Source organism: Pelagerythrobacter rhizovicinus, assembly GCF_004135625.1.
GTDB lineage: Bacteria > Pseudomonadota > Alphaproteobacteria > Sphingomonadales > Sphingomonadaceae > Pelagerythrobacter > Pelagerythrobacter rhizovicinus.
This window is the reverse complement of record NZ_SDPV01000001.1, coordinates 55,443-66,880: the sequence shown is the minus strand read 5'-3', so window position 1 is coordinate 66,880 and position 11,438 is coordinate 55,443. Positions and strand designations below refer to the sequence as shown.

General features: G+C 70.3%; 14 protein-coding genes. All 14 read right to left on the bottom strand.

Features of this window, described 5'->3' with window-relative positions:
- Positions 1 to 3: 3 nt before the first annotated feature.
- Positions 4 to 1,134 (bottom strand): EscU/YscU/HrcU family type III secretion system export apparatus switch protein, encoded by a 1,131-nt coding sequence (locus ETX26_RS00375; RefSeq protein WP_129522746.1) that lies wholly within the window; start codon positions 1,132 to 1,134, stop codon positions 4 to 6.
- On the bottom strand, positions 1,131 to 1,916 hold the full coding sequence (gene fliR / locus ETX26_RS00370) for a flagellar biosynthetic protein FliR (protein ID WP_129522745.1): 786 nt from the start codon (positions 1,914 to 1,916) through the stop codon (positions 1,131 to 1,133). The genes ETX26_RS00375 and fliR overlap by 4 nt, the downstream gene beginning before the upstream one ends.
- Complete coding sequence (locus ETX26_RS00365; protein WP_129522744.1) at positions 1,913 to 2,185, bottom strand: flagellar biosynthetic protein FliQ; 273 nt, start codon at positions 2,183 to 2,185, stop codon at positions 1,913 to 1,915. Before ETX26_RS00365 ends, fliR begins: the two co-directional genes overlap by 4 nt.
- Positions 2,185 to 2,940 carry a flagellar type III secretion system pore protein FliP gene (fliP, locus tag ETX26_RS00360; RefSeq protein WP_129522743.1) on the bottom strand — a complete coding sequence of 252 codons (756 nt, stop codon included), beginning with the start codon at positions 2,938 to 2,940 and terminating at the stop codon, positions 2,185 to 2,187. The genes ETX26_RS00365 and fliP overlap by 1 nt, the downstream gene beginning before the upstream one ends.
- The gene (locus tag ETX26_RS00355) at positions 2,937 to 3,215 is read right to left on the bottom strand and encodes a flagellar biosynthetic protein FliO (protein ID WP_129522742.1); all 279 of its coding nucleotides are present in this window, start codon (positions 3,213 to 3,215) and stop codon (positions 2,937 to 2,939) included. Before ETX26_RS00355 ends, fliP begins: the two co-directional genes overlap by 4 nt.
- Entirely contained in the window at positions 3,215 to 3,565 is a 351-nt protein-coding gene (gene fliN, locus ETX26_RS00350) for a flagellar motor switch protein FliN (RefSeq protein WP_129522741.1), read from the bottom strand. Before fliN ends, ETX26_RS00355 begins: the two co-directional genes overlap by 1 nt.
- Positions 3,562 to 4,476, bottom strand: coding sequence for a FliM/FliN family flagellar motor switch protein (locus tag ETX26_RS00345; RefSeq protein WP_129522740.1), 915 nt, complete (start codon positions 4,474 to 4,476; stop codon positions 3,562 to 3,564). The genes fliN and ETX26_RS00345 overlap by 4 nt, the downstream gene beginning before the upstream one ends.
- Positions 4,473 to 5,057 (bottom strand): flagellar basal body-associated FliL family protein, encoded by a 585-nt coding sequence (locus tag ETX26_RS00340; RefSeq protein ID WP_129522739.1) that lies wholly within the window; start codon positions 5,055 to 5,057, stop codon positions 4,473 to 4,475. The genes ETX26_RS00345 and ETX26_RS00340 overlap by 4 nt, the downstream gene beginning before the upstream one ends.
- A gap of 34 nt (positions 5,058 to 5,091) precedes the next feature.
- Complete coding sequence (locus ETX26_RS00335) at positions 5,092 to 6,321, bottom strand: hypothetical protein (RefSeq protein ID WP_129522738.1); 1,230 nt, start codon at positions 6,319 to 6,321, stop codon at positions 5,092 to 5,094.
- Between the two features lie 31 nt (positions 6,322 to 6,352).
- The gene (locus ETX26_RS00330; protein WP_129522737.1) at positions 6,353 to 6,778 is read right to left on the bottom strand and encodes a hypothetical protein; all 426 of its coding nucleotides are present in this window, start codon (positions 6,776 to 6,778) and stop codon (positions 6,353 to 6,355) included.
- Positions 6,768 to 8,060: a FliI/YscN family ATPase gene (locus ETX26_RS00325; protein ID WP_129524072.1), complete on the bottom strand. Its 1,293-nt coding sequence runs from the start codon at positions 8,058 to 8,060 to the stop codon at positions 6,768 to 6,770. The genes ETX26_RS00330 and ETX26_RS00325 overlap by 11 nt, the downstream gene beginning before the upstream one ends.
- Positions 8,061 to 8,092: 32 nt before the next feature.
- A complete protein-coding gene (locus ETX26_RS00320) occupies positions 8,093 to 8,689 on the bottom strand; it encodes a FliH/SctL family protein (protein WP_129522736.1) in 597 nt (198 codons plus the stop codon).
- A 104-nt stretch (positions 8,690 to 8,793) separates the two neighbouring features.
- Positions 8,794 to 9,807 (bottom strand): flagellar motor switch protein FliG, encoded by a 1,014-nt coding sequence (gene fliG, locus ETX26_RS00315; RefSeq protein ID WP_129522735.1) that lies wholly within the window; start codon positions 9,805 to 9,807, stop codon positions 8,794 to 8,796.
- The gene (gene fliF, locus ETX26_RS00310) at positions 9,807 to 11,438 is read right to left on the bottom strand and encodes a flagellar basal-body MS-ring/collar protein FliF (RefSeq protein ID WP_129522734.1); all 1,632 of its coding nucleotides are present in this window, start codon (positions 11,436 to 11,438) and stop codon (positions 9,807 to 9,809) included. Before fliF ends, fliG begins: the two co-directional genes overlap by 1 nt.

The following is an 11,438-nucleotide window of genomic DNA, read 5'->3' as shown; positions in this document are numbered from 1 at the left end:
TGGCTAGCGGGCAAGCCGGCCATCGGCATCGAAGCATAGCTCCACCGGCACTTCGACCGCCGGCGCGGGCCGCGCCTCGCCGCGCTTGAGCGAGAACACGAAGGCCAGCACCGAGGCGACCGCGGCATAGAGCTCCTCGCGGATCGTCTGGTTCTCGCGCGTGGTGTAATAGACCGAGCGGGCGAGCTGCGGGTATTCCAGCAGCGGCACGCCGTATTCGCGCGCCAGCTCCTTCATCGCCACCGCCTTGTCGCCGCGCCCCTTGGCGAGCACGATCGGCGCGGCGGCCTTGTCGGGATCATAGACCATCGCGACCGCGAAGTGCGTCGGGTTGGTGAGCACGAACTGCGCCTCGCGCATGGAATGCGCCACGCCGCCGGCCGCGATCTCGCGCTGGCGCTGGCGGCGGTGCGCGCGCGCCTCGGGCGAGCCTTCGGCCTGCTTGTGCTCATCGCGCATTTCCTGATGGCTCATCTTGAGCCGCTGGTTGCGGCGCAGCCACTGGACCGGCGCGTCGATCAGCGCGATCACGATCAGCCCGCCGGCCAGCGCGATCAGGAGCGAGGTCACCGCGCCCCAGGCGGCGCTGAGCTGCTGCGACAGGTTGCCGCTGCCGAGGCCCATGATCGTCTCAAGCCAGCTCCGCCCCCAGGCCCAGGCGATCGCGCCCAGCAGCGCGACCTTGAGGATGCCCTTGCCCATCTCGATCCAGCCGGTCGGGCCGAACATGCGCTTGAGGCCGGACAGCGGATTGATGCGCGAGCCCTTGAACGCGAGGTTCTCGTTCACCCAGCGCCCTTCCCCGCCGAAGCCGAGCTGGGTAATCAGCGCCAGCGCGATCATCGGCACCGCGATCGTGAGGATCGGCGGGAGGGCGACGAACAGGCTCGCCGTCATCATCCGGCCGGGCTGGAAATCGGTCATGTCGCGGCGGTCGAACACCAGGCTTTCCCGCACGATCTGGCTCATCTCGTCGAGCAGCCAGGGCCCGGCGAAGATGAGCCATGCGGCGCCGAACAGGATCCCCGCGGCGGTGGTCGCTTCGCGCGAGCGCAGGACGTCGCCCTTACGCGCCGCGTCGCGCTTGCGCTTCTCGGTCGGCGCGAAGGTCTTTTCGCCGGCGGTCTCGCTCATTGCACCAGCACCCGCTCGGTCTGGCCGAGCGCCATTTCGGCAATGTCGCCGAACTGCTCGTAGATCATCGGCGCGGCGATAATCAGTGCAGCGATCCCGGCCAGCACGCCTGCCGGCAGGCCGAGCGCGAAGAGGTTGAGCGAAGGCGCCGAGCGGCTGAGCACGCCGGTCAGCATCTGCACCAGCAGCAGCACCAGCGTGACCGGCAGCGCGATGCGCACTGCGGTCTCGAACATCGCCCCGGCGAAGCTCGCGACCTGCGCGAAACCGTCACCGCCCAGCCAGGTCTGGCCCGGGGGAAAGGCGCGGTAGCTTTCGACCAGCAGCGCGATCCAGTGCAGATGCGCGCCGAGCGCGAGGAAGATCAGGATCAGCACGATGGTGAAATACTGTCCGAACGCGGTCGTCTGCCCGCCGCCGTTCGGATCGGCCGCCATGGCCATGCTCATGCCCATCGCCCCGCCGATCACTTCGGCGGCGATGACGGGCGCGGCGAAGGCGATCTGGAGCACGAAGCCGAGCGTGAGCCCGACCGCGACCTCGCCCGCGACCGCCAGCAGCCCGGCGGCGGAGAACAGCGCCTCGGGCGGAGTCACGGCGGGCAGCCAGACGGCGACGAAGATCGCCAGCGCCCCGGTCACGCACACCCGCACCGTCATCGGGACCGAGGCGGCGCCGAAGATCGGGGCGGCGAGCAGGGCGGCGCCGATGCGCGTCATCAGGAACACGACGCGCCAGAAGTCCTGCTCGATCGCGCCGAGGCCGAGATCGAGTGCGATCACTTCCCGATCCTGGCGATTTCCATGAAGATTTCCTGCGTGAAGTCGCCCAGCAGCGCCATCATCGAGGCGCCGAAGAGGACCAGCACGAGCGCCACCGCGGCGAGTTTGGGCACGAAGGTCAGCGTCTGCTCGTTGACCGAGGTGGCCGCCTGGATCAGCCCGACGACGAGGCCGATCGCGAGGCTGGCGAGCAGCACCGGCGCGGCCACCAGCGCGGTGATCCACAGCATGCGGTCCGCCAGTGCGAGGAGGATAGGAAGCTCGTCCACTATGCAAAACTCGACGCGAGCGAGCCCATCAGCAGCGCCCATCCGTCGACGAGGACGAACAGCAGCAGCTTGAAGGGCAGCGAGACCAGCATCGGGCTCATCATCATCATGCCGAGGCTCATCAGCACGCTGGAGACGACGAGGTCGATCACCAGGAACGGCAGGAACAGCATGAAGCCGATCTGGAACGCGGTCTTGAGCTCGCTGGTGACGAAGGCCGGCAGCAGGATCGAGAACGGCACCTCGGCCGTGCTGGCGAACTTCGGCGCATTGGCGATATCGGCGAACATCTGCAGGTCGCGCTCGCGCGTCTGGCGGATCATGAAGGCGTGGAACTGGTCGCCGGCGACTTCGATCGCCTCTTCGGCATTCATCTGCCCGGCCGCGTAAGGCGCGATCGCGGCGTCGTTCACCCGCTCCAGCGTGGGCGCCATGACGAACAGCGAAAGGAACAGCGACAGGCCGATCAGCACCTGGTTGGGCGGCGACTGCTGCAGGCCGAGCGCCTGGCGCAGGATCGCGAGCACGACGATGATCCGCGTGAAGCTGGTCATCATCAGGATCAGCGCCGGCAGGATCGTCAGCAGCCCCATGACGAGGAGCAACTGGAGCGACATGCTCAGCGGCTCTCCGCCCGCGCCGCCCAGCTCGCCGAACGCACGGTCGAGCGCGCCGGGCACGGCGGCCTGCGCCTTGGCGGCCGCGGGAATGGCGAGCGCGGCAAGTGCGCTCAGGATCGCGGTCAGCCGCTTCACGCCGCGTCCTCCGTCGCGGGCCGAGCCGGCGCTTCGGCCAGACGCGTCAGGCCCCCACGCGAGGTGGAGACGAGAATCTCGCGCCCATGGAACTCGATCACGGCGAGGCGCATGGTCGGCGAAAGCATGGTCGTCTCGACGATCCGCACCGCCTTGGTCCCGCCTTGCGGAGCGCCGAACTTGCCCTGCATGCGCTGGGCGAGCTTCAGCGTGCCCCAGATCATCAGGCCGATCAGCGGCAGCAGGACCAGCAGCTTGACGACGTACCAGAACATCAGGCGGCGCCTTCCGCCTGCTTGGGCGCCTGCTTGGCGCCGGCCTTGGTCGTTACCTCGATCGGCGGCGCGCGGCGTTCGCGGGGCGCGGCGGCGGGCTGGTTGGCGCCGACCAGTTCGAGGATGCGCAGGCCGAAGCGGTTGCCCTCGGCGACGACTTCGCCCTTGGCGATCAGCTTGCCGTTGACCAGCACGTCGAGCGGCTCGTCGGTCAGGCGGTCGAGCATGACGACGCTTTCCTCCGCCAGGTCGAGCACTTCGCGCAGGTTCATCTGCGCGCGGCCGAGCTCGACCGTGAGGCGGACGTCGATGTCCTGAATCAGGCCGAAGCCAGCGGTTGCATCGGTCATCGGATTTCCTTTCCGGGGGTTGTCTGGCCGGTGAATGTCTGGGTGATCTGGAGCGCGACCTGGTCGTCGACTTCGCCCACGGTGCCGCGGGCGATGACGATCTCGCCCACCTGCAGCGGCACGTTGCGCGCGACCATGATCGGAAGAACGGTGCCCGGCTGGATTGCAGCGAGGCGGTGGAGCGGCATTTCCATGTCGACCAGGCGTGCGCTGGTGGCGAGCGGCAGGTCGGCAAACGGCGCCTCGTCGATGCCCGGCTTGCGGCGCGAGACCGGCGCGCGGGGCGCCGAGGCACGCTTGGGCAGGAGCGAGGACAGCGCCGCGGTCTCGAGCGCGAGCACGATGTGCCAGGTGCGCCCGCCGGTCGTGACTTCGAGCGTCAGCGCAGTCAGCTCCGCATCGGGCGCGAACGGCGCGCGCAGCTCGGCCGGTGAAGCGTCGTCGGTGCGGAATTCGAGACCGCCGAGTTCGCCGGCCATGGCCGCGAGGACCTGCCGTTCGAACCGCTGCGACAGCAGGCGCGCGGTGTGCGGCAGCTCGGCCGGCAAGCGCTCGCCGATCTCGCCCGTGCCGCCGAAGGTGCGGTCGAGCTGTTCGAGGATCGCACGCCCGTCGAGCGCGAGGAACAGCGCGTGCCCGGCCACACCGAAGCGGTGCCGGCTCGGGGCGATCAGCGGCGCGCAATGGCCGGTCAGCTCCGCCCCCGCGAGCGCCTGCGTGCCGAGCGAGGCGACGCGTGCGTCGGCATCGTTGGCGACAGCGGCGACGCTGGCACGCACGGCGCCGCACAGGCGGGCGGCGAACCGCTCGAACTCGGGGCCGAGCTCGACCGGCGCCTCACGCCCGCGCAGCAGCACGCCGGCATGGCTCGCCGGACGGCGCCCCGCCTTCGGTGAAGCGCGGCGCGTCATTGGACGATGAAGGTCCGGAAGTAGACGTTGTCGACCCCGCCGAAGCCTTCCTGCTCGGTCAGCACGGCATTGACCGCATCGGTCAGGCGCTTCTGCAGCTTCGTCTTCCCCGCGCTGGTTATCACCTCTTCCTCCGGCGTATCGGCAAGTTCGACGAGGATGCGCGAGCGGATCGCGAGCTGGTGCTCGTCCAGCCACATCAGCACGCGCCCGTCGCGGCGGGTCGAGGCGGCGAGGCTCACCTGGATGAGGCCGTCGCTGTTCCTGAGGTTCGAGGTGAAGTCCTCGGCGAAGCTGAAATAGGCGGTCCGGTACTTGGTACCGCCCTCGCCGTAGACGACGTCGGCTCCGCCGGTCGAGCCCTTGGGCGCGGGCGGCGCGTAAGGGTCTTTGTCCCCCTTGAGCACGAGCTGCGGGCCGGCTTCGGCGGCATTCGCGCCGGCCATCTGGATCACGCCGGCCGACATCAGGCCGAACACCGTGCCCCCGGCCGCGCCGGCGACGAGCACGCCCACCACGAGCAGCTTGAGCAGTCCCTTGCCCTTGGCGGGCTTGTCCTGGTTGTCCTTCTTGTCACTCATTCCTTGGTCCTCGAATTGGATGCATTGGGCCGGGTCAGGCGTAGATCGCGGAGCCGTCGCCGCGGCGAGCGCCCTGCCCGGAGGTGTCGGTGTCGGCGCGGCGACGGCCTTCGTGCCGCTCACGGTGCGGTGGATTGCCTTCGGCAGAGCCGCCGTCGCGCTCGGCGAGCGATCCACCGCGGGCGGAGCCATTGCCGCCGCTCTGGGCGTTCTGCTGCCCGCCCGGCGCACTTCCGTCGCCCTGCGCGAAGGCCGGACGGTCCGCCACGGCAGCGGCGACGGCGCGGTGCGCCTCGGGATCGGTCGCGGCGATCTGGACGCCGAGCTGGCCGTCGCGCCGCTGGTCGAAGCGAAGCGAGAGCTCGCCGAATTCGGCATGGTCGAGCGCCAGCGTGGCGCCCTTGCCGGTCATCGCCTCGCGCGCCGAGGCGAGGCTGTCGACGATCCGGCTGAGTTCGCGGGCGATGCCGGTCTCCATGGCCGGCTTGTCGGCGGCGAGGGACGGCGTCGAGTCGCTCGCGACGGCAGAGGGGACTGCGGCGACGGTCGAAGGCTGCACCGGTGCGGGTGCCTGAATCGACGCGGGTTCGGGGGCAACCTTGCCCGGCGCTTTCGCAGCGAGCTCGGCCGCGGGCCGATCGCCGGCAGCCGGGTCGCGCCCGCGTTCGGCCGAGGCGCCGGCGGGCTGGAGCTTGCCGGCAAACCCGGCCGCGGGTTTCTCGGCGGCAAGCGCCGGATCGCGTGCGGCGGCGGCGGCCGCCTCGCCCGAAACGGGCAGCGGTGCGACCTGGATCGCGACGGCGGGCGGCGCCGCCGGCTTGGCGGCCTCGTCTGCCGCCTGCGCGGGGAGCGGAAGACCAACGGGAAGCTGCGGTGCGGGCGCGGGCGTCTGCCCTGCCTTCGCCGCCGGTTCGCCAGCCACCGGCTGCACGACCTGCGGCGGCGTCAGCGCCAGCGCGGCCAGTGCGGCCTCCGCGGCACCGGCGTTCTCCGCCGCTTCCGGCAAAGCCTCGGCATCGGCCGGCAAGTTCTTGCCGGTTCCGGCAATGTCCGGCAGCACGACGACCGAAGCGGCATCGCCCTCGCCTTCGGAGGCCGTCTCGGACGCCTCGGACGTCTCCTTGCCTTGCGCGGCGGCGCCGAGGGCGGAGAGGAGACGCGAGAACGCGCCCTGCACGCCCGCTTCGCCGCCTGTCGCCGGTGCGGCCACGCCGAGGTCGAGAACCGAGGGCGCCTTGGACTGGGAAAGAAGCTGAGAAATCATTGGCCTGCCGTGTGCGATTGAACACACACGTTTATTCAAGATGCGTGCCAGTTTTCCTCGCGCCGATGGGTTCGCGTTTCTCGACCTTCTCATGGATCGCGCGGGCGAGGTCGCGGCGCCCTTCCTCCGCTTTCTGCAGGCGGCGCTCGGCCACCGCGAGGTCGGCCAGGCGATCGTCCGCCTCGCGCCGGGCATGCTCGGCCTGCTTCGCGGCGGTCGCGCCGAGATCGCGGAGATGGCTGCCGAGCACGGTGGCGCTGCGCAAGTCGGCGCCGTCGCGCGAAGTGTCTCGCAGGGCGTAGACCTGCGCCAGCGTGCGCGTGCGTTCGGAAAGCTGTTCGAGCTTCTGCCGCACCGCTTCGGCCCGGTGCGCTTCGGCCGCGGCCTGGCGCTGTTCGGCCGAGCGCAGCCGCTCGATCAGGCGCGCGCGGCGCAGGCGCGACGTATCACTGGTCATTGCCGATCAATTGCTGAAGCTGTCCGACCGCAAGATCCAGCGAGACGCGCTCGGCGACGTCCTGCTGGAGGAATTCGGCGATCTGCGGATGCAGCGCGATGCCGCGGTCGACCAGCGGATCGGCGCCGGGGCGGTAGGCGCCCATCAGCAGCAGGTCGCGGTTGCTCTCGTACGCCGAAACGAGCGCGCGCAGGCTCCGCGCGAGCAGGTTCTGCTGCGGGCTCGCAACGTCGCTCATCACGCGGCTGAGCGATGCGCCGACGTCGATCGCCGGATATTGCCCACGCTGCGCGAGATCGCGCGAGAGCACGATATGCCCGTCGAGGATCGAGCGCGCCGTGTCCACGACGGGATCGTTCTGGTCGTCGCCGTCGGCGAGCACCGTATAGATCCCGGTGATCGAGCCGCCGCTTTCAGCCGAATTGCCGGCGCGCTCGACCAGCTTGGTGATCGTCGACAGCGCCGAAGGCGGATAGCCGCGCGCCGCGCCGGGTTCGCCGAGCAGAATTCCGATCTCCCGCGCCGCATGGGCGATACGGGTCAGGCTGTCCTGGATCAGCAGCACGCGCAGGCCCTGCGCGCGGAAATACTCGGCGAGCGAAGTCGCCAGCAGCGCGCCGCGCAGCCGCAGGTTCGCGGCATGGTCGGCAGGCACCGCAACCACCGCTGTGCGCGCGGCCGCTTCCCCCTGCATATGCCGTTCGACGAAATCCGAGACCTCGCGCGCGCGCTCGCCGATCAGGCCGACCACGACCACGTCGGCTTCCGCGCCGTGCGCGATCATGTCGATCAGCACCGACTTGCCGACCCCGGAGCCGGCCATGATGCCGACGCGCTGGCCGATTCCGAATGTCGTCAGAGCGTTGATTGCGCGAATGCCGGTGTCGAACGGTTCGCGCACGCTCGCGCGGTCGAGCGCGCCGGTGCGCTTGCCGCCGGCGGGCCATTCCGCGCGCGAGCGCAGCGGCGGGCCGCCGTCGATCGGGCGGCCGAGGCCGTCGACCGCGCGGCCGAGAAAGGCCGGGCCGACCGGCAACATGCCCGGCCGCCCTTCGGGCCGCACGGGCACACCCGGGCGCAGCAGCACGCTGTCGCCGAGCATCATCATCATCGTGCGCCCGTTGCGGAAGCCGATTACCTCGGCGGTGAGCGTAGCGCCCTTGCCGTCGTCGATCCGGCACAGGCCCCCGATCGGGACTGAAAGCCCGCTGACCTCGATCAGCCCCCCGTCGCAGGCCGCGACCCGGCCGAAGCGGCGCGGGTGCAGGTCGACCGGCGGCATGGCGAGTTCATCGAGCACCGTTTCCAGCTCGCTCAGCACTCCCGGAAAGCCTCTTCGAGAATGCGGCGCCACTGCGAGGGCCCGTCCTCGATCCCGCCGTCCTCGGTCTCGATCCGCAAGCCGCCCCGCTCGACCGAGGAGTCGGGTACGGCAACGAGATCGGCCGGCAACCGGCTTTCGACCAGCGCCAGATCGTCGGGATGGAGCAATACGCGGCGCTCGTCCTGCGCGCGCTGGAGCATGGCGGTGGCCTTGCCGATCCGCGCGACGAGGCCATCCTCGTCGAGCGCGAGCGGCAGGATCGCGTCCTCGCACAGCGTCAGCACCGTCAGCCGCAGGCGCTCGCGCAGCGCGGCGGCGCTGTCGGCGTCGAAGCGGGCGAAGGCGAGTTCGATTGCATGGCGCCGCGCGTCGCGTTCGCGTTCCTGCTCTTGCGCGCGCGCTTCGGCCTGCGCGGCGCCTTCGGAAAATCCGCGCTCGTAGGCCTCGGCCACGGGATCGCGCGCGGGTTCCGCCGCCGTTTCCTCGGCAGGGACGACGAACAGCGGAGAAAAGCGCGGATCGCGCGAGAATCCGCCGCTGCCACGCAGCCGCTCGAGCGGGAGACAGGCTCTAGACTGTATCGACATTCAACTGGCATCCCGCGAAGGCTGGAGATCGGTGAAGCGCGAAATTCGAGAATCCTCCCCATCGTCTTGCGATGGGGAGGAATAGGACCAATCGCGATTTCTGCTTAGACATAGTCGTCGTCCGCCCCGCCGACGACGATCGTGCCGTCGGCGGCGAGTTTCTTCGCGGTCGCGACGATCGCCTTCTGCGCCGCTTCCACGTCGGCACGCTTGATCCGGCCGCGTTCCTCGATCTCGTCGCGCAGGCCGTCCGCCGCGCGGCTCGACATCGCGGCGAAGAAGACCTCGCGCTGCGCTTCCTCGAGACCCTTGAGCGCGTCGATCAGCACTTCGCTCTCGATCTCGCGCAGGAGCTGGCCGATCGTCTGGGTGTCGAGGTCGAGCAGATGCTCGAACTTGAACATCTCGCTCTCGATGTCGCGGGCGAGCTGCTTGTCGAGCTTGTTGAGGCCCGGAATGACGCGCTTCTCCATGCTGCGCGCGGCGCTGTTCATGATCTCCGCCGCCTCGCGCACGCCGCCCATGGTCAGCTTCCTGATCCCGTGGGTGCCGGCGATCTTCGCGGCCAGGGTTTCCTCCAGGATCGCGATCGCCTCGGGCGAGACCGGGCCGAGGCTGGCGATCCGGTGGACGACCGGGGTGTGCAGATCCTCCGGCAGACCGGCGAGCACCGCCGCGGCGGTTGCGGGTTCGAGCTGGACGAGCAGCACGGCAATCGCCTGCGGATGCTCGTCCTGGATCAGCGGGATCAGCACGTCGGGCTCGAGCCACTGGGCGATCTCGAGCGCCGGATTGCGTGGCGCGTTCTCGGGCGGGGCGACACGGCGCATGATGCTGTCCGCCTTCACCTCGCCGAGCGCGCCGGTCATGATCCGGCGGACGTCGTCGACCCGGCCATGCGCGGAAATGCCCGACTGGCTGGCGGAATCGGCGAAGCTGGCGATGGCGTCGGCGATCGCGGTCGGACCGATCTCGCCCAGCTCGCACATCTTGGCGCCGAGCCTGCGCAGTTCCTCGGGCGAGAGGCCGGCGAGCAGCCTGGCCGCCTCCTCCTCGCCGAGCAGCATGACCATCACGGCCGCGCGGTCGGCACCGTCGAACTCGATCGCAGCAGCCATCACGCGACTCCTTCGGTGTTGCGCGTCTCGCCGAGCATTCGGCGCAATGCCTGGAGCGCGTCGTCGGGCTGCTCGCGCGCGATGCGCTGGGCGAGCTCGATCTGTGCGGAAAGCTCCTCGCGGTCGGGCTCGTCGTTCATCGCGATCAGCGCGGGCCGGCGGCCGGCCGGAAGCACGGTCATTTCACCTTCCGCCTCCTCGCCTTCCTCGTCCTTGCGGCCGGTCAATGCGCGGACGATCGGCCGGGCGACGAACAGCAGCGCGAGCACGACGCAGATCAGCGCGACCAGATTGCGCACGACCATCGCGAACCACGGCGCTTCCCAGAACGGCGGTTCCTCGGCCACGGGCGCGTCGAACGGGCGCACGATGACCGCGACCGTATCGCCCCGCGCCGTATCGGCGCCGACGGCCGCGGCGACCAGATCCTCGAACTTCTTGATGTCGGCCGGTTTGGCGCCTTCGAGCACGTCCTGATTGATCGCGACCGCGACCGACAGGCGCTTCAGGTCGCCGGGCGCGATGTTCGACACCGCGACCTCCCGGCCCAGTTCGTAAGTACGGGTGGCGCTGCTCTCGCCCACTTCGGGCGCGTTGGCCTCGGCCGGGCCGCCCTCGGGCGCGCCTTCGACGGCTTCGGGCGCCGGCGGCGGGGTGTTCGTCAGCACGCCGGGCACACCGACGGCGGCGCCGGGTCCCGCCATGGTGGAAGTCTGGGTCGTCTCGCGGCGCACCGCGCCGTCCTTGTCGTAGCTTTCGCGGGCCGAGGTCACTTCGCTCATATCGAGCGCGACCTGGATTTCGCTGGAGAAGTTCTCCGCACCGATCATCGGGGAAAGCAACTGGTCGACCTGCGAGCGCAGCTTGGCCTCCATCCGCGTCTGCAGCTCGAGCCGGTCCGAATCCGCGCCCTTCGGCTCGGATAGCAGCCGGCCGTGCTGATCGACGATGCGCACCGCGTCGATCGAGAGCCCGGGCACCGAGGCGGCGACGAGATTGGCGATCGCGGTGACCTGCGATTCGGAAAGCTGCCGCCCGCGCGCCATGCGCAGCATGACCGAGGCGGTCGGCGGCAGGTTGTCGCGCACGAAAACCGATCGCTCGGCCCGCGCGAGATGGACACGGACCGATTCGACCCCGTCGATCTCGCGGATCGTCAGCATCAGGTCGCGTTCCTGCGCCGCGCGCAGCCGGTCGCCCTCGAGCGTGCGGCTGGCGCCCATCGGCAGCGCGTCGATCAGATCCTGCCCGCTCTCGGGGGTGGCGAGCGCACCGTCGGATGCGACCACCATGCGCGCGCGATAGAGATCGTCCTCCCCCACGGTGAGCGCGCCGGTCGCATTGTCGATCGTGTACCCGATCGACGCCGCCTCCAGCGCGCTGACCACGCCGGCGCGGTCGGCATCGCCGAGCGAGCTGTAGAGCACGCGCTGCGGCGCCGGGGCGAGCGCGGCCCACAGCAGTGCGGCCATGCCCACGGCGGCGAGCCCGGCGAACCAGGGCAAGGCCTTCCTCACCGCGGGCTGCGCCACGAAAGCCGCGGCGCGGTCCTTGAACGAACCGCCGCCCCCCGCGCGCAGCGGCGCGAGGAGCGAGCCGGAGGAACCGCCCGTGGGCACGAGGTCGCTCAT